The organism is Magnetococcales bacterium (assembly GCA_015228815.1).
Taxonomy (GTDB): Bacteria; Pseudomonadota; Magnetococcia; order Magnetococcales; family UBA8363; genus UBA8363.
Genome location: JADGCV010000042.1, coordinates 12,811 through 29,805 on the forward strand (window position 1 = coordinate 12,811; position 16,995 = coordinate 29,805).

Sequence of the window (16,995 nt, forward strand, 5' to 3'; positions counted from 1 at the left end):
GATGGATTATTGCACGGGCCGGGGAAAGGAGCCGAACACCTTGATGTCCACTCCCGGCATGGAGGCCAGTTCCGCCAGGGCCTGGGAGGGTTCGGGATCCTCCTGATGGCCGTCGAAGTCGAGAAAGAAGGCATACCCCCATCCCTGACCCCGTGAAGGGACCGATTGGATGGCGGTCAGGTTGATGCCATGGATGGCAAAGATGCCCAGTACCTTGTGAAGAAATCCGGGCTGATCGGAAAATGAGAACATGATGCAGGTTTTGTCGTTTCCCGAACGGGCGGGGATATTCTGTCCGATGACCAGGAAGCGATGTTCGATGCCCGCCTGATCCTGAAGGTGTTCCGCCAGCAGGTTGAGTCCGGAGGCATCGGCGGCGTAGACTCCGGCGATGGCGGCGCTGTTGGGGGTTTCCCGAGCGCGTTGGACCGATCGGGCGGTCGATTCTTCTTCCTTGATGGCCACCGAGGGCAGATGGGTTGCAAGCCATTCATGGCACTCGTCGAGGACCTGGCGATGACCGAAGACCCAATGAACCTGGTCCAGGGTGGTTTCCAGGGACAGCAGGGTATGAACCACGGGAAGGTAGATTTCACCACAGATGCGCAATGGCGAATCGGCCAGGCGTTTCAGGGTGTGATGCACGACCCCCTCGGCGGAACTTTCCACAGGGGTGACGCCGAAGTCGGCCCGACCGACCTCGACTTCGTGAAAGACATCGTGAATCGAGCCGGCGGGGTACATGCGAAACGAGGAGCCGAATTGTTTGATGGCCGCCTGATGGGTAAAGGTCGCCTCGGGTCCAAGATAGACCACCGACAGGTTTTTTTCCAGGTTGAGCGAGGCGGAAATGATTTCCCGGAAGACGCGATGAATGGCCGATACAGGCAATGGACCCTGATGACGGGCTTCCAGGCGCCGATGGATGCCCGCCTCGCGTTCGGGACGGTAGAACATGGGATTTGGCGAACCCTGCCCCTTGAGCTGTCCCACCTTGAGGACCCATTGCACCCGTTCCATGAGAAGATCATGGATGCGGTCGTCGATGCCATCGATGGCGGCGCGGAGCGCATCGAGTGTCGGTGTTTCATCGAGGGTTGGGTTCATCACAGGGCATCCACGGGCCGTATCAATCACAGGACCATCCTTGCCGGTCATTGCCGCTTTTTCGACCGGAAAAGGGGACATGTTATCCCCTCGTGTGGCAAAAGGCAATGCCGGCGAGGACGGGGCGGTGGTGGTTCCCGGGCTTCAAGGGTTGGCGTCGAGCTGTTTTTCCTGTTCATCCAGGCGGCGTCGTTGTTCCTGAATTTTTTCGCGTGCCCGTTTTTTGTGGTCTTCCCGAGCGGCTTCATGACATTGCTTGAGATCGCTTCGGGATGTCGCATTCTTGAGACACGCCAGTTTTTTTTCAGTCATCTGAATCTGATGTTCCTTGGCTTGTTGGAACCCCGGCCCCGCTTCCTTGCCCTGCTTTTCCTCTTCGGCATTCACGCCGGAGACCATCAGAGGCAGGGCCAGCGCTGCCAGCCATCTCAGGTATCGCCGAGTGTTGATCGGTCTCATTGTATCGTTCTCCCTGATGGATCTTGTTTCAACGTTTGGTAATTTTTGGACCAATGTAAACAATATGGAACGGACTGCCTGCTTGTTCTGGCCAGGAAAAATGGATACGTATCTGATACGTTTTCACTTTCCCGTGCCAGGAACAAAACAAGGTTTTACCATATTTTTCAGGATGCTTGAAGGTAAGATCCTGTTTAAAGTCATCTTTTTCCGAGTCGGATGAATCCGAAAACAACGACTTTTTCCCAGTGAAATACTGTTGATAAAGTTCGTTTCCTTGATCGTTTCTTTTTCCGTCGGAATTTGTATAAGAATTAATCTTATGTAATATTTCGAGCAGTCGTTGGATTCTTTGGGCGGCGTTCGCATTGAAGGGAAGAGGACCGAGTGGTTCGAAAGCCTTGTCATCGAAGAGAAGACGACCGAATTGCCTTCGTGACATCGCTTCCAGGTCATCCCAGGAAGCAACCGGAAGCGGTGACGCACGTAACAGATTTTCAAATGCTTCCCTGTTGAAATAATTATTTATTTCTATTTTTCGATCATTTTCCGAAGTGGACCGCCACCAGACATCCAATGGACTGAACGTCCAATCCGAAGGATTCAGACTGATCAACCGGGAATCAAAGGACCAGAAGCAGCGAAATGCAGCTTCACCAACGGCGGAATCTGTTACGACCCTTCCCAGGCATTCAAGGTAATCATCGGAGGAATGATGCTGATCATCTTCCCAATACGGTCCTTCCCTGGTAAACCACGACATCAGTGCCCTCGTTTGATCCTTTTGCAGGCATTGAACCGCTTGTTGCATCTTCATGTCACGGGTCACCTGGGAAGATGACACGTTCCTGTGACAAAACAGTTCTCTGCCATAGCGCTTTGCCAGGTTTCTCATGGCCATGAGATCCGCGATGGCGCGGTCAAAAGAGGCGACATTCGGAAATTGACCGTGGATGGACAAATCGTTGACGAACAGTTCCAAGATCATTCCCCCCATCCGGCAAAATGATTCGCATCCTTGTCGAATTGATCGAAAAATCTTTCTGGCCAGGAATCAATATTCCCGAATTGATCCAATAAAGGATTGATAACCTGTGGAGAAGATTCCGTTCTTGGATTGAAGAAATACAGCGATACCTGTTCCGGACGAAGACGCTTCCCGCGCACGGCACGTCGAATTCCGTTAAGAATGTGATCACTGTGAGTCTCGACAAACACCTGCACGCCAGCACCGGCGACATCAGCGAGAAATTGCCCCATCCGTCCCTGTCCCGAAGGATGAAGATGGACCTCCGGATTTTCAATCAAGAGCAGGTCGTCCTTTGTGGCCAGCAGGGCAGCGACAACAATCGGGAAGACTTGAGAAAGCCCAAAACCTTCGTGAACCGGTTTGTGATAGGGAGTATCCGTGGAGGTTCTCAGGCCAAGTGAAACATGGTTGACTCCAGGAATACGAATGATATCCAGTTCGAAACCGGGAAAAAACGTTTTCATCCGCGCCCTGACCTGGTGCGACAGGGTTGTCGGCTCGTCGCCAATTGCAAGTTCCTCAAGAACAGGATTATTTCCCTTCCAATACAGCAGAGAAGCAATATCCTCTCCTCGGGTACCGATAACGGTTACCGAGTGCTCGTCTTTCAATGGATAAAAATCACGAGGGCCGTTTCTTTCCGCGGTAATGTACGTCAAATTCGTCATACGCTGTGAGAATTCCTTGAACGTATTATCTTCACGTGGCAGCAGATGATGCAATTCCTTCGTGGGAACAGCCTGGTTGCCAATTTCGATGCGATCAATGGAGAGGGACATTTCTCCGCGATCTCCGGAAAAGAACCAGTGGTATTTCCGATCCGAATCCGTCAAGGAAATTTCAAAGGATTTCCTTCCATTGACCTGGTCAATGACATCCGCTACCGTTCCAAGGCAGATCGCAGCGCCGTTCAGCATGAGTCTTGATGACCATTCATGTTCTTTCATGGTCTGGTGTAAAATAACCAGGGACTGAAGAACGGAAGATTTCCCCGAAGAGTTGGCGCCCGACAACAAGGTGAGCCCGGAACAATGGAGTATCAGATGTTCAAAACACTTATAATGTTTTAATTTAATTTCGGTTATCACCGAACACCTCCCCAAGCAGGAGCCGCACCTTGTCAAATCTTGTCTTGACACGATTGGATTGATTTGTTCCCAAAGAGATGGAGTCCAGGAAGTCTGAATCTTGCATCAAGAGAAGAAATTCATTTTTTATCTTTGATGCCTTTGCACTTACCCGTTCCACTGAATATTTCGATAACCCCGTTGACATGACGTCCCACAGGGCAACATTGAACTGACTACGTTTTTTCTGTCCTTTGGAAAATTTTCGGAACGAATGTTCCTGAAAGACAATCCAGTTGTTTTCCAGCGCACGATGCAGCCGCGAGGCGAGTTCCTTGAGTTCAGTCCGCGGCATATCATTCATCTTTTCCAATGTCTTTCCCAGGAAATCATCCATATACCCTTTGTACCGGCTTTCGCCGATCAGGTCGAAGGCACAGAAACGATTGACGATTTCTCTATCTTTCATGGACTCTCTACGTAGACTGTTTCCGGTTGCTTTCTGGAACAGATCGGTTTGGGATTGTTCCCTGAGAAATTGTGTTGCCATTCCGGAAAAGAGACAGTTGCGCATTTGTTGCCGGGTTAACGGTACGCCACTGTTGACCCGATCGAAAATGTCGAGAAGGGCTTGTGGAGGCACTTTGGAATCGATGGAATAAATGATCAAATTACAGTCTTCGATGCGGTTCTGAAGTTTTGCAGAAAGTTGTTTAAATGATAATCCGTTGAGTTCTCTATTGGAGAGTTCCAGTCTAAAGTCACCTTTCAGGAACCTCTGGAATGTATGCAGGCGTTGCAGACCATCGACAACGATCATTTTACCCTTGGAATTTTCGGCAAGATAAAAAACCGGAAGAGGGATACGCATCAACACAGATTCGATCAATTTACTTTGTTTAACCGGTGTCCAGATGAAATCTCTCTGGAAATCAGGGTAAAGGATATAGTCATCCCTCTCTATCCTCCGTACAACATCAAAAATTGTCCGACTTTCTTGTCGAATCAACAAGGTATCTATTGGATAGTCTCCAAGGGTGTTGTCGTTATCCTCCCCTTCGACACTTTCTTGGTTTTTATCGGTTTCATCCATAATAAATAGTTCTCCATGAGCGCGTTCCAGTGAATCGAGATCATCACAATTTGTTATCTTATATCATGATTGAAACAATCTTTCAAGCATCAAGAGCCCGTGGCGCCACCGAACCCATGGCGCATGGTTTCATTGTGTCATGGACCTTGTTGAGGAATCAATAATGGTTACGCAGGGTGCGGACATGGGCAAAAACATCAACCGTCGGTTTGCCGTCCTGGGCGATCAAGCGGACGAATTCAGGGTCTTCGACCCGGAAGAATGGATTATGCCGCCGTTCCCGTTCCCATGTGGTGGGGAGGGTGGGCCGTCCCTGGTCGGTTTGCGCGAAAATCCATTGCCGTAAGAGAAGAAGTTCACGGTTTTCCGGTTCCAGACCGAGGGCGAATCCCAGGTTGGCGAGGGTGTATTCGTGCGCGGGATAGATTCTTGTGACTCCCGAAAGCGACCGCAGCCGTTGCAAGGAATGCCACATCATCGCCGGGGTTCCTTCGAACAGTCGGCCACAACCGAGGGAAAACAGGGTGTCGCCGGTGAAAAGTGCGTCGCCGATGTGGTAGACGACATGTCCCGACGTGTGGCCCGGTGTTGCCACGACCGCGCACTGCCAGGGACCCAGGGGGAAGGTATCGCCGTCCTCGACGGGAAGATCGAGCGGTGGCAGGCGGTTGGCATCCTGAACATGACCGACGACCCGGGCATGGTACTCCCGGGCCAGGGCGGCAACGCCATCGATATGGTCGTGATGATGGTGGGTGATGAGAATATGGCTTAAACCCAGGCCGCGTCGTTGCAATACCTGGGCGACAGGTGCAGAATCGCCAGGATCGAAAACGACGGCCTCCGAGGCAGATGTTTCCAGAAGCCAGACATAGTTATCTTTTCCGACCAGGATGGGATGAATGACAGGCATGGGTGTGGACATCGTGACTTCCTCGATGGATCGGTCGATGATGCGGGACGGGACGAAGCGATTATGAACTTTGAAGCGACCCAATTGCAAAGCTGGTATGAGGAACCCGGCGGTCGATTGGTGGTACGACTGGTCGGCGAGGCCATGGAACGACTCCTCAAGGAAAACCCTTCGGAACGAACCTTGGGTCTCGGTTTTGCCCAACCCTATCTCGACTGGCTGCGTCCGTGGACGGGTCATTCGATGGGGGCGGCGCCGGCGGAGATGGGGGTTGTCCTCAAGGCACCGGGGACCGCCAATCGCACGGCCCAGGTCCGTCCCGACGCCCTCCCTTTTCCCGATGCCTGGTTCGAACGAGTCATGATGGTTCATCTCCTGGAAGGAACCTCGGACCCGAAGTCGGCGTTGCGGGAGACCTGGAGGGTTTTGGCACCGGGGGGGCGGTTGATGATTCTGGTCGCCAACCGCGGTGGCCTGTGGGCGCGGCGCGATACCACCCCGTTTGGCTGGGGCCGTCCCTATTCTCCGGGACAGCTGCGTTCGATTCTTGAAGAAACCCTCCTGGTTCCCAGGCAGTGGAGTTATGCCCTGTTTTTTCCACCCCTCAAACGCAAACTTTCCTGGCGCTGGGCCAACGCCTGGGAAAAGGCGGGCAACCGTTGGTTCGCTCCCATGGGCGGGGTCATCATTTGCGAAGCGGAAAAAGTGGTCTACGCTTCGACACCGCTGCTGCGAAAACGTTCGCTCATCCGTCATCCCGCCCGGGTCCCCCTGACGTTCGCGGAAAAATCGGGAACGAATGTTTTTTCCAGAGATCTGTCCACGGAGGATTGATTCATCTTCGTGCCTCTGTCGAAGAACGAAAGGCATGGCATATTTTACAATTGTTGTTCCGATTGTCCGGTTTTCTCAGAAAATTCAAATTTCCGGCTTTCTCATTCGTGACACCCTCCAGAAGGAAGTGGTTGGAAACTTACGCTTTGTAATATTATATTAAATATTTCAAATAGTTACATTTATTATTGAATGTGACACAACGGAACCATCAAAACATGATTAAAAAAATCCTTGCAAAATGCAAAATTTATATGTATACTTTAAGACGTATTCAGTGCTTAGTTTTGTCGTCTTATCGTCCGATAGGTTTGATCAAAAATTGATGAGGGAGAAAATACATGACGTTCAGCGTGGCAAAACATTATGGTCCGGATGCCTTCATAGAGCTCGAACCTTTGCATAAAGGACTGTGCGGGCAATGGTCCTTTCAAGGAGACATCTGGCCGTACTATCCCGAAGATAAAAATAATGATCCAAGCACGCGGCTGGATACCACAGGAACGGCCGAAATCAGCCTGACCGCCGACGGACGCTATTTTCACCTGAACTGGTCCGGCAAAAGCTGCAACGATTCCTGGTCGGGAGGGTGCATTATTGGCTATGCCGCAGGACTGGAAGATGAAAACGGCAAGCGTACCATGAATGAAAGTTTTTACAACAGTTATGGCAGCTTCGGATCCTCCAGGACACTCCATAAAAAAGGCGACAAGCATCTCGAAATGGCTGGCGACGTTCAATGCTACGACCGGAATGGGGTCGAAAGTTACCGTCATATCCTCAAAATTCAGGATTCGGACAATTTTGAGATGGAAATCCATCTGACCGCACCCGGTGGATCCGAATCAAAAGTCCGCCATTTGACCTTCAAACGCGCCAAGTGATGGCTCTAACCGATTCGGAGTGATTAAAAAATGAATAAAATTATCATTGATACGTTGTCAAACTCTGGCGATGAAAAAAAACAAGCCGGACAGGCCCCTCAAAACAAGTTGATGTTTGACATTGAAATTACCGAGTATGACGATCAGACGGTCGATGCCGATGGCCAGGTTGTGTTCTACCGTTCGACCTGTACCACATGCTCGACTTCATAATAATGGCCAAAGGCCATTCGTTTCATGAAACGATTGAAAAGTCCAGGGACGGACTTTTCAATTCTCTTTGATAAGAGTTTATAAACTTCTATTGAGGTTTTTGGTCCCTGGAACCGACCGGAATGGGAAGAATACAGGGTGTCCATGGTTTGTTTCTGTTTTTCAGCTTGGAACAGCAACGGCAACCTCTGACAGCACATAAAGGTGGTATCATATGGCCTTTCTTGCACTTTCTGAAAACAATTGGACGGTTCCAATTGATAATGGATTCCTTGTCGGAAGCCGTGCAACCATTATGCGCAAGGTCAGAGGGGGGCGCGAACTGGCACTCTTCATGGAAAAGGCAAAGGAGTTGCTTGGCAATTCCCAGATGAGTGAAAAGGAATTCAAGCAGACCCTTCAGCAGTTCTACCCTCTTGCCTATGTTGAAGAGGGTATTCGACATTTGTTGAATCTGGGTGTCTTGATCTTCAGGGAAGAGATGTCTTCCCAGTCTTTTCCTGAAAATAAGCTGGATGGTGAAAGGGATTCGCCTGCCACTTCCACCAGAAGATATTTGCGCGATCATTTCGATGAGAAGGAAAACGCTTACGGAAAGTTGAGATCCAGTCGCGTTGCAGTCATTGGCAAAGGTCGTCTTGTCTCTAAAGTCATTGCCAGCCTAGCCGACCTGTCGCCCCAATCCATCCGCTGGATTGTGGAAGATGATGAGGCGACGCGACAGACCGCCGATCAACCTCTGAGTAAAAATAGTGTCCGACAGACGTTTTCGGATCAGGAATCTCTTGGTGTCGCCATTGAAGATCAGGATTTCATCGTTGCTGTTGCGGATGATCCCATTGAGCGGCTCCGGCTGTTTCCAAAGGTCAACGCCGCCAACCTGAACGGTGTCCAGAAGCCCTGGCTCTGCTGCTATACGGATGGCCATCAAATCTTTGCCGGACCCATGTTCGTACCCGGGGAGACGGGGTGTTACCGTTGTCTGGAACTCAGGGAAGAAAATCATCTTCCCTATCCAGAGGAGTTTGCCTCATTCAAAAACGCCCTTGCCAACAATAAGATTCATTGTGAATCCGATGCGCCAGACCCTGCATTGCAGGTTGCCAGCGGTTTTGTGAGTGCGGAAGTCATGAAAGCCCTGGCCCGGGTCGGATTTCCCGCCACATTCCAGACATTGGTTGTGATCGATTTGAACCTTCTGGAAACCGAACGGCACCGACTGTTGCGGGTACCTTTTTGTGATGTTTGCGGCACCCATTTAAAACAACCTTTCCGGAAAACATGGGACATGTAATCTCCATGAAGACACGTGACCTGCAGAATGTGGCGCTGAGCCATCCCTGTCTGATGCGGGGATTGCATCGGTCTTATCGCCTGGGTCCACTGGTCAGGCAGAGTTTTCATCGTATGCCGGAAGGCTATGACATGCTTCATGCCGTGACGGCCAGTGTGAAGGATGTTACCCAGAAAAATGAGGTGGTGGCGGCTGGTGGCGGGTTGACACGGGACCGGGCTTTTTTTGCGGCGGTTGGCGAAGCGCTTGAACGGTTGTCCTTGCGCCAGCACCAGCATCTCTCTTTGAGCAGCAAACCCTTTGAGAATAAAGATTCTGAAATCGACCCCTTCCTGTTTTTGCAGGGGTTGATCAATGAAATTCCCCCTCTGGTGCCTTGGCAGAGCGATCAGGAAATATTCTGGATTGAAGGCCGCGATCTTGATTCAGACGCTGTTTGCCATATTCCCGCGTTTGCCATATTTCCGTCTGCCCAGGCCCATAACGCCCGGGGCGATCTGCTTTTTGCGAATACGTCAACCGGAACGGCGGCATCCCGCGATAAAAAGGCTGCGATACTTTCAGGCATTTATGAAGTCGTCGAACGGGATGCCTTCATAACCCACTGGGAAAACCGATGGTCCGGCGTTGACCAACCCCTTGACACGGCAACCTGGGAACTGGCCCGGAAAATCGAAAGCCGGGGTTTTAAAGTATCCATCCGGGCCTTGGGTACGGATACCGGAATTCCGGTGGCACTGGCAGCCGTTTCGGATCTGACCGGCTACCGTGCCGCCACTGCATTGGGTGCGGCGGCGCGTGCCACCTGGGAAGATGCCAGTTTTCGGGCTTTGGAGGAGGCCCTTCTGACCAGCTTTTGGATCTCTACACGCCTTTATGTGGAAGGCGTACATTTGAATGAGGCCCGGGAAAAAATGGCCGGCTTGCCGGAGCCGTCCGATCATGCTTTGTTGCATGGTTTTCATGAATCCAGGGATGCCAGCGCCTTTTTGTTCGACGCCTCGGATCGAACAAAGGTTTCCTTTGCCCCGCCTCCAGCACCTTTGGATGTGTCTGGCGAGCTTGATTGGGCGTTGGCACGGATTCTTTCCGTGCATGAGCGATGCATCCATACGGATATCACCCATCCTTCCGCGGCAGCGCTCGGACTTTATGTCACGCGCGTGGTGATTCCCGGGTTTTTGCCCCTGACACGGGGTGATGCCAGGCCCGTGCTGCATCCGCGTCTGGTTTCCACAGCCGGGATTCTCGGGCGTTCTCATTTGAAAAATTCCGGCTTCAACCCGGTACCCCATCCATTCCCATGAACAGCGACGCACTTTCTGAAGAAAGAGCGATTTTGGCCAATGGTAACCAAGACGGTCCCATGAATCATTCCGTAAACGCAGCCCGGCAAAGAGCGATTCGCTGGTACAAGGAACCGGATCTTTACAGGCATACGGTGACGTATGAAAAGGAGTACAGCACCCTGCCACGATTGTTGTTCGAGGAAATCTCTCTGGCCCAGATCCATCGGGATGCGCCTGCCATTTTGGATGTGTCGCCTGCGACTTGGCTTGAAAAGCACGAGATCAATGAAAACTTCGAACGCTTGGATACCGGTGGAACCATTTGGGAGACAGATTTTACCAAATTTTCCGGTACAGATAAGAAATACGATCTGATATTGGTTTATTCGTTGTTGCGGTTGATATCGAATCCGGGTGAATTTTTCATCTGGTTGAATGATCGTCTGGCGCCGGGAGGGCGCTGTTGTCTGCTGGATTTTGTCGGTGGAGTCGCCGAAGAACTGTCCGCGCATATCCTCAGCCGGGTTTCATCGGAAAAACATCGATGCTTTTTGATGGATCAGTTGGAAGCGGCTCCGTTGGTGGAGGATATACAGCTTTGGTTGAAGACGTCGGAGATTTCCCGTTACAGACTTGCCGTAGGCGGGCTGGGAGGATTTCCGGAAAGAGGCGCCGAAGCCATGACCTTGATCTCCACCAACAGCCGGATTCTTCCTCTCTTGACCAGACTCTCTCAATCGGGATTCCGTAGTCGGCGGGCAGCGGATATTGTATTTCATTTAACGTTTACCTGCGGCGGGGGCGAATAAGCCATGTCCAATTTACACAATGCGGTCTCTCGTTACTGGTTCGTCGAAGCCAGCGACCTGGAGACCCGGCTCTCCCAGGATTATCATGAATCAACCAAGGTCAGTGAATTTTTGTTTGGTTTCGGCAGCAAGGATCCCAAACGCACGCCAGCCATGATGAATACCGTCAACGCTGTGGCCGGAAAATCGAAAAGCTACAGTTATTTTCCCCGGGTGGATCTTGATCCTCTGGCCTGGGAGGATCTGGATATTCCCTTGGGGGAACTTATCAAGAAACGGCGCACGAACCGCAATTACATCGATAAACCTTTGACGCATGCGGAACTCTCAACCCTGCTGGTGCGCGGTGCGGGCCTGAATGGAACCATTGGGGTCGGTGCAAACCAAACGCGCGATGGGCGCACCTATCCATCGGGTGGTGGGCTCTATCCACTGGAGGTCTATTCCATCGTTTTGAATGTGGAGGGTGTTTCTGAAGGTGTCTACCATTTCGATGTCCGTAATCATTGCCTGAACCGGCTGTTGCAGAAAGATGATTTGCGCGGCACAGTGAAGCGTGCCTACATGAGCGAGAAGATGCTTGAAAAAACGGCCGTCTGTTTTCTGGTGACGGCCATATTCAAGAGAACCTCTTTCAAGTATGGAGAAAGGGCCTATCGTTTGGTGAATATCGAGGCGGGACATTTGATACATAACATGTTGTTTGTCGGTCAGGCCCTTGGGTTGTCCATCATTCCCATCAATGGTTTTTTTGATCGGAGACTTGAACAACTCATCAACGTCGATGGCGTCGAGGAATCGATTCTCTACACCGCCATCGGGGGATGCATCGATTGATGGATGATTTTTGGCGAGATCATCCACGGGATACGGGGGACTGGACGCAGCTTGCCGAATGGTTCAAGCAACTCACTCGGGAGGTGGCCGACCTGTTGGGCCTGTCGGTTGCGGGCATTCGATTGAACCTGCGCGCCAACCAAAGCGGCATTGCCTATACCCGTTATGGAAATACAGTTCCCGAAATCAATCTGTCTCCCGACACGTTGTACAGGGATATTGTCGCTCACGAAATCTGTCATGCTCTGTTGCCGGTCCGCGCTTTGTTTTTGGCAGAGGGCATGGCCAGTTATGTTGGATACCGTATGATGGGGAATTGCCATCACTTTCTCTTTCCGCAAGAAACGATCTCACAGCTTCTGCATGATTATCAGGAAAAACTGCCACCACTTTCCGGTTTCCTGCATCAGAAGATTGGATCGGATGGATTCTTGAGTCTGGAAAAATTTGCAACGCTACAGGGACGTCTGGCCCACGGGGTCGCTGCCTCATTTGCGGAATTTTGTCTCGATCGCTACCCCGGTTTTGCACCCGGTCTGCAAAAACATGGCGATGGGAACCTGGACACCCTCCTGCAAAAGATTACCGGAAAAAAGACCGATTTGATCCTGGCCGCATGGCAGCGCCATATCGGTCTGGAGGGGTATGTCATGACGCAAGAGTCAACGGGTTATTAAGGCATGCCGATGCGGATGGGCCTTGTCAATCCGGATGATCCGGCGGTTCAGACCGTCGTCTTTTCCAAGCCGCTCATCAGCGCAAGGATTGGGCTGATCGCCTCGTGCCGGGAGAGGCGGGCCTATCCCGATGGTTACCACATCAGAAATTGGCTGACTGTTACCGGAAACCGATGGGCAAGATATGCGGCACCTGAAAAAATTTATGGTGGTGGCAGCCTTGATTGGACGGCGGCTTATGCCTCGGCCATAGGAGAAGCCGTTGAACGGACGAGCCTTTCCTATTACGACCACCGGGATCTTTTCGTGGCCAGATTCGATCTTGTGGATCGGGCTTTCTGTGAAAGGGAATCTTTTCTTTTTTATCTGGATGCGCAGTATGCGGATCCAGGCTTTCCTTTTCGAAAACCTGACTTTTCCCAGCCGATCGCTTGGGTGAAGGGGTGGTCCCTCACGGAACAGAAAGCGGTCCATGTTCCGGCCTCTCTGGTCTATATGCCTTATCAACCGCGTCCCGGAGAACCGCTCTTCACCGATTCTGTTTCCGTCGGAACCAGTTGTGCCCGCTCACCCAATACTGCTGCGGTGCTGGCGATATTGGAGTTGGTAGAGCGAGATGCCTGGACCATGGTGTGGGAGACGCGGGCCTGTGTACCGGAAATCTCGCCTGGTGATATCGAACAAATTCCCGTTGTCATGATGGCGATGGGGCATGGTTTGCATATCCGGGTGTTCGATCTGACCAACGATACGGGTATTCCTTCGTTTCTGGCCATTTGCCTCAGTGACGATTCCCTGCCTTCCTTGGCCATTGGCACGGCTGCGCGACTCAATCCCCGTGACGCCATTGAATGCGCCATATCCGAGGCCATAACGAGCTGGCGCTCCACCTCCTACCTATGTATGGATGGTGTCGTCGATCTTGATGCAAAAACACTGCAAAACAGACGTCGGACAGATTTTTCACTGCAATCTCTCTACTATGCCAATCCCGACAACAGACACCATTTTGATTTTTTGTTGCGGCAAAACTCTCCGCATGTCCGGATCGAGCACCTTTCCTTTCTAGAATCGGAGGGGCGTGATCTGGAGCGAATAAAAACGATCATGATGGCCACCGGCCATCGAGTGGTTCTTTTTGATCTTACGCAAAGGGATGCCGAACTTGTCGGCCTGTACGTGGTTCGTGCCGTTTCCACCAGTTTGATGCGGCAGCCTTTGGGCCTTTTAAGACCATTGGCCCATCCTCGTCTGTTCACATTTTTTCGGGAACGGGGATTGGTTGACGAGGGGGTACGGCCCGAGGATCTGCTTCAATCGTTCCATCCATTTCCATGATGTGTGCCATGTCAAATCATCTGCATCATACAAGTGCAGCATTCGAGTCTGTTTTGCGGCATCATGCAAAGCCATTGGGACGTTTATTCTCATTAAAAACACTCAGAACACCCGATGATTTTCCAAATTTTCACAATTTTATTGTCCAGGGGCGCACCCTTTCCGGACAAATTGTCAATGCTTCCGGGTTCGACCAGGAGAGATCGCTGGCCTCTTTGAAGGCGATCGGTGAATTCATTGAACGCTATTCGTTACTGTCTGCGAGTGATCCTCATATCATCGTCACCGGAGCCAGGAAGGATCTCATCGGGCCGGTGCTTGGTCTGGACCAACTGCCTCTGTTTACGGATGAACAGTTGGCCAGCCCTGATTTTCCCTGGAAGGGCTATACAGATACTCTGTATGAATGGACCGAGGTTAAGGAGTTGGGCGGGACATCCCGTATTCTTGTACCGGTTGATTTGCTCTCACTGCACAAACCTTCGCGCATTGGCTTGATGGGGTCAACGGGAGCGGCTGCCCATACGGATGAAACCAAGGCGTTGATCTCGGGAATCCTGGAGTTGGTAGAACGGGATGCGCTCTCCATTGTTTGGGAAACCCAGGCGGTAACACCACGTATTGCCTGCAATGCGGGTTGGCATTTTAAGGAAACGCGGCAACTCATCGATCAATTGGAGGCTGCGGATCAACAGGTTATTCTAAGGGATATCACGACGGATATCGGTGTCCCGGTTGTTGCCGCGGTCATCCGTGATCGACGGGAACGACGTCCTTGTCTGGTTCTGGGGGCCGGCGCGGCCTTGTCTTTGGTGGAGGCCTGTAAAAGAGCGCTGGATGAGGCCATCGCGGTGTGGCTTTGGATGCGTGATGAACACGGAAAGCGGGAAACGACTCTTGAACGTGTGGCACCTCTGGCGTTTGATGCGGTGGAGCCCATGTGGCAGGCCGTTCTTTATGGCTTCAGGGAAATGCTCCATGATACCCGGATATTAACAGCGTCATCCAAGGATTCCGTCGCACGGCCCCATGAGGCAACCGGCATGTCGCCGTCGGAATCATTGGAGCGGTTGTGCAGCCGTTTAAAAGTTTGTGGTATTGACGTCTATTTCCGCTCTATCCTGGCACCCGAACTGAATGATCTGGGATGGTATGTCACCCGGGTCATTGCTCCGGACCTTGTACCGCTGGGGTTTGGGAGTTTATGCCGTCCTCTGGGGCATCCACGCCTTCACTCGGTCCCGGAAACATGTGGATGGAAACATACAGTCCCACCCAAATCCGGTAAACAAAATCCGATACCGCTTCCATAGAGGTTGATTTGGATGTTCCGCTGTTTCCCTCCAAAAAAATTCCATCCGGCCCAATTTGGGCGTCATCCAGCAGGCAATTTGGCGATGGTATTTTGCCTCGGACGGAATCCGACTGGGCTGTCTTTCGCCTTCATGACGTTCTACGTTTCCTGGTAGATCGCTTTGGCCCGCTTTGCGGCTTTTCCTGGCGGGTTTTCCCACCACCCCTTTTCCTGCCATCGAGCGCGAATGGCTTCAAAAACCTCTTTTTTCAATGGAATATCCTCCAGGTTTTTCCATTTTTCGGCCAGGATTTTACCACGCAATATTTCGTCTTTGGCACTATGGTGTTCGGCGTGGATTGTTGTCAGCATCTTTGCCAACCAGGTTGGTCCTGGCGCTGAAGAGTGTTCCTGTTGCTGAAACCGCGCCTTGGCCTCTGGACCCTGCCAAAGTCGCAGCCAACCCATGGGCAGGGAAGGAGCGCTTTTGACCGCCAAACGTCTGGTTTTTGGAAAACGCTGGCCGGGTCGCCCCATGTGATTGCTGTAGAGTGTACGCATGGCCGCGACCGTCTCCGGTGGCATCCAATCTCCTGTCATGCCGCGCCAACCTGCCCCCCAGGCCAGTTGTACATAGGCCAATGGCGCTTAGTTAACCGTTTTCTTTTCGATTTCAAAATGATGTGACATCAGCCCCCTGAAGGCGCATGATTAACGTACCTCAAACGCCAAACCATGACCAAACAGGGGGCCAACAATGTTTCAGTCTACACGGAGGGCGGCTGCACTCCAAATCGAAAAATTGAAATCACGTTTTTTCCCTCAGGGAGGGTTTGCACTTCGGGGATGTGTTGTCGTCCGAGTTCATACTCCAGATTTTGGAGGAGCAAAAAGCGACATTCCGTGACCGGGTGTTCTCACCTGTCGTGACCCTGGCTGCTTTTATTGTCCAGGTACTCAGCCCGGATCATTCCTGTCGCTGGGCGGTTGCCCAGGTTATTGCGGAGAGGGTTGCACAGGGGAAACCCCCTTGTTCACCTGGGACCGGGGCCTACTGTCAGGCACGCCAGAGGCTGCCGAAGGAATTGATTTTGCGTCTGTTGCGTGCTGTCGGGACCAAACTGCACTTGGCAACCCCATTGGACTGGCAATGGCGTGGGCGTCGGATTGTGGTGGCGGATGGCTCGACCGTTTCGATGCCCGACACCCCGGAAAACCAAACCGACTTTCCGCAGCCGTCCAGCCAAAAGCCGGGGCTTGGATTCCCCCTGGCGCGATTGGTGGTTCTGCTCTCGTTGGCCACGGGCGCCGTCATAAACATGGCTGTCGGGGCATACAAGGGGAAGGCGACCGGCGAGCATGCGTTGCTCAGGGAAATCTTGAGCAGCTTAGGGAAGGGCGATGTTCTGATTGCAGATTGTTATTATTGCTCCTACTTTTTGATAGGCATGCTGGGTCGGATGGGTGTGGACGGTCTTTTTCAGGTTCACGCGAGCCGCAAGGTGGATTTTCGTCGTGGGCGACGATTGAGTAAACGTGACCATGTTGTCGTGTGGAACAAACCTGCCCGACCTGACTGGATGGACAAGGAGACTTACCACGCCATGCCTGCCACGTTGCAGGTACGCGAGACACAGGCTGGAGGTCGGGTGCTGGTCTCCACATTTCTGGACTCGAAGACGGTATCCAGAGAGGAGTTGAGCAGTTTGTACAAGTTGCGATGGTCCGTGGAAGTCAGTTTGATGTTCATTAAGGAAATCATGAAGATGAACATTTTGAGAGGCCGCACTCCAGAAATGGTGCGCAAGGAGATAGGCGTCCATCTGCTGACGTACAACCTGATTCGGACTGTCATGG

The 16,995-nt window shown here is 51.9% G+C and carries 18 protein-coding genes; 11 read left to right on the plus strand and 7 right to left on the minus strand.

The window, feature by feature from the left end:
- Positions 1-6: 6 nt before the first annotated feature.
- The 6 genes from pheA to gloB all read right to left on the minus strand — a co-directional run bounded on the left by pheA (position 7) and on the right by gloB (position 5,669).
- The gene (gene pheA / locus HQL76_14870; GenBank protein ID MBF0110448.1) at positions 7-1,107 is read right to left on the minus strand and encodes a chorismate mutase; all 1,101 of its coding nucleotides are present in this window, start codon (positions 1,105-1,107) and stop codon (positions 7-9) included.
- Between the two features lie 144 nt (positions 1,108-1,251).
- Positions 1,252-1,566, minus strand: a complete 315-nt coding sequence (locus HQL76_14875) for a hypothetical protein (protein MBF0110449.1) — start codon at positions 1,564-1,566, stop codon at positions 1,252-1,254.
- 28 nt (positions 1,567-1,594) lie between these two features.
- Positions 1,595-2,554, minus strand: a complete 960-nt coding sequence (locus HQL76_14880; protein ID MBF0110450.1) for a hypothetical protein — start codon at positions 2,552-2,554, stop codon at positions 1,595-1,597.
- Positions 2,551-3,684 carry a DUF3696 domain-containing protein gene (locus tag HQL76_14885; GenBank protein MBF0110451.1) on the minus strand — a complete coding sequence of 378 codons (1,134 nt, stop codon included), beginning with the start codon at positions 3,682-3,684 and terminating at the stop codon, positions 2,551-2,553. The genes HQL76_14880 and HQL76_14885 overlap by 4 nt, the downstream gene beginning before the upstream one ends.
- On the minus strand, positions 3,668-4,756 hold the full coding sequence (locus HQL76_14890) for a DUF262 domain-containing protein (GenBank protein ID MBF0110452.1): 1,089 nt from the start codon (positions 4,754-4,756) through the stop codon (positions 3,668-3,670). The genes HQL76_14885 and HQL76_14890 overlap by 17 nt, the downstream gene beginning before the upstream one ends.
- Positions 4,757-4,913: 157 nt before the next feature.
- Positions 4,914-5,669 carry a hydroxyacylglutathione hydrolase gene (gene gloB / locus HQL76_14895; GenBank protein MBF0110453.1) on the minus strand — a complete coding sequence of 252 codons (756 nt, stop codon included), beginning with the start codon at positions 5,667-5,669 and terminating at the stop codon, positions 4,914-4,916.
- On the opposite strand from gloB, the gene HQL76_14900 reads away from it, so the two are divergent.
- The 10 genes from HQL76_14900 (at position 5,655) to HQL76_14945 (ending at position 15,157) form a co-directional block, all read left to right on the plus strand.
- Complete coding sequence (locus HQL76_14900; protein ID MBF0110454.1) at positions 5,655-6,503, plus strand: methyltransferase domain-containing protein; 849 nt, start codon at positions 5,655-5,657, stop codon at positions 6,501-6,503. The two genes, gloB and HQL76_14900, sit on opposite strands and share 15 nt — an antisense overlap.
- Before the next feature lie 341 nt (positions 6,504-6,844).
- Complete coding sequence (locus tag HQL76_14905) at positions 6,845-7,387, plus strand: DUF1579 family protein (GenBank protein MBF0110455.1); 543 nt, start codon at positions 6,845-6,847, stop codon at positions 7,385-7,387.
- A 30-nt stretch (positions 7,388-7,417) separates the two neighbouring features.
- Positions 7,418-7,600: a hypothetical protein gene (locus tag HQL76_14910; protein MBF0110456.1), complete on the plus strand. Its 183-nt coding sequence runs from the start codon at positions 7,418-7,420 to the stop codon at positions 7,598-7,600.
- Positions 7,601-7,814: 214 nt separating this feature from the next.
- Positions 7,815-8,894 carry a TOMM precursor leader peptide-binding protein gene (locus HQL76_14915; GenBank protein ID MBF0110457.1) on the plus strand — a complete coding sequence of 360 codons (1,080 nt, stop codon included), beginning with the start codon at positions 7,815-7,817 and terminating at the stop codon, positions 8,892-8,894.
- A 5-nt stretch (positions 8,895-8,899) separates the two neighbouring features.
- Positions 8,900-10,201 carry a YcaO-like family protein gene (locus HQL76_14920; protein ID MBF0110458.1) on the plus strand — a complete coding sequence of 434 codons (1,302 nt, stop codon included), beginning with the start codon at positions 8,900-8,902 and terminating at the stop codon, positions 10,199-10,201.
- A complete protein-coding gene (locus HQL76_14925) occupies positions 10,198-10,992 on the plus strand; it encodes a hypothetical protein (protein ID MBF0110459.1) in 795 nt (264 codons plus the stop codon). The genes HQL76_14920 and HQL76_14925 overlap by 4 nt, the downstream gene beginning before the upstream one ends.
- A 3-nt stretch (positions 10,993-10,995) precedes the next feature.
- Positions 10,996-11,829 carry a SagB/ThcOx family dehydrogenase gene (locus HQL76_14930; protein ID MBF0110460.1) on the plus strand — a complete coding sequence of 278 codons (834 nt, stop codon included), beginning with the start codon at positions 10,996-10,998 and terminating at the stop codon, positions 11,827-11,829.
- A complete protein-coding gene (locus HQL76_14935) occupies positions 11,829-12,506 on the plus strand; it encodes a hypothetical protein (GenBank protein MBF0110461.1) in 678 nt (225 codons plus the stop codon). The genes HQL76_14930 and HQL76_14935 overlap by 1 nt, the downstream gene beginning before the upstream one ends.
- 3 nt (positions 12,507-12,509) lie before the next feature.
- Entirely contained in the window at positions 12,510-13,844 is a 1,335-nt protein-coding gene (locus HQL76_14940; GenBank protein MBF0110462.1) for a YcaO-like family protein, read from the plus strand.
- 8 nt (positions 13,845-13,852) lie between these two features.
- Positions 13,853-15,157, plus strand: a complete 1,305-nt coding sequence (locus HQL76_14945; protein MBF0110463.1) for a YcaO-like family protein — start codon at positions 13,853-13,855, stop codon at positions 15,155-15,157.
- Between the two features lie 140 nt (positions 15,158-15,297).
- Here HQL76_14945 and HQL76_14950 read toward each other — a convergent pair whose 3' ends face one another.
- Positions 15,298-15,723, minus strand: coding sequence for a hypothetical protein (locus tag HQL76_14950; protein MBF0110464.1), 426 nt, complete (start codon positions 15,721-15,723; stop codon positions 15,298-15,300).
- A gap of 266 nt (positions 15,724-15,989) precedes the next feature.
- Between HQL76_14950 and HQL76_14955 the strand changes: the two genes are divergently transcribed.
- Positions 15,990-16,995: IS4 family transposase (locus tag HQL76_14955; protein MBF0110465.1), on the plus strand; the 1,006-nt coding region annotated here is incomplete at its 3' end.

Excerpts from the sequence above, each read along its gene's own strand:
- HQL76_14900 (MBF0110454.1), top strand. The coding sequence starts at position 5,655 with ATGAATGACAGGCATGGGTGTGGACATCGTGACTTCCTCGATGGATCG.
- HQL76_14935 (MBF0110461.1), top strand. The coding sequence starts at position 11,829 with ATGGATGATTTTTGGCGAGATCATCCACGGGATACGGGGGACTGGACG.
- HQL76_14915 (MBF0110457.1), top strand. The coding sequence starts at position 7,815 with ATGGCCTTTCTTGCACTTTCTGAAAACAATTGGACGGTTCCAATTGAT.
- HQL76_14910 (MBF0110456.1), top strand. The coding sequence starts at position 7,418 with ATGAATAAAATTATCATTGATACGTTGTCAAACTCTGGCGATGAAAAA.
- HQL76_14920 (MBF0110458.1), top strand. The coding sequence starts at position 8,900 with ATGAAGACACGTGACCTGCAGAATGTGGCGCTGAGCCATCCCTGTCTG.
- HQL76_14940 (MBF0110462.1), top strand. The coding sequence starts at position 12,510 with ATGCCGATGCGGATGGGCCTTGTCAATCCGGATGATCCGGCGGTTCAG.
- pheA (MBF0110448.1), bottom strand. The coding sequence starts at position 1,107 with ATGAACCCAACCCTCGATGAAACACCGACACTCGATGCGCTCCGCGCC.
- HQL76_14875 (MBF0110449.1), bottom strand. The coding sequence starts at position 1,566 with ATGAGACCGATCAACACTCGGCGATACCTGAGATGGCTGGCAGCGCTG.
- gloB (MBF0110453.1), bottom strand. The coding sequence starts at position 5,669 with ATGCCTGTCATTCATCCCATCCTGGTCGGAAAAGATAACTATGTCTGG.
- HQL76_14925 (MBF0110459.1), top strand. The coding sequence starts at position 10,198 with ATGAACAGCGACGCACTTTCTGAAGAAAGAGCGATTTTGGCCAATGGT.
- HQL76_14905 (MBF0110455.1), top strand. The coding sequence starts at position 6,845 with ATGACGTTCAGCGTGGCAAAACATTATGGTCCGGATGCCTTCATAGAG.
- HQL76_14880 (MBF0110450.1), bottom strand. The coding sequence starts at position 2,554 with ATGATCTTGGAACTGTTCGTCAACGATTTGTCCATCCACGGTCAATTT.
- HQL76_14930 (MBF0110460.1), top strand. The coding sequence starts at position 10,996 with ATGTCCAATTTACACAATGCGGTCTCTCGTTACTGGTTCGTCGAAGCC.
- HQL76_14945 (MBF0110463.1), top strand. The coding sequence starts at position 13,853 with ATGTCAAATCATCTGCATCATACAAGTGCAGCATTCGAGTCTGTTTTG.
- HQL76_14890 (MBF0110452.1), bottom strand. The coding sequence starts at position 4,756 with ATGGATGAAACCGATAAAAACCAAGAAAGTGTCGAAGGGGAGGATAAC.
- HQL76_14950 (MBF0110464.1), bottom strand. The coding sequence starts at position 15,723 with ATGCCACCGGAGACGGTCGCGGCCATGCGTACACTCTACAGCAATCAC.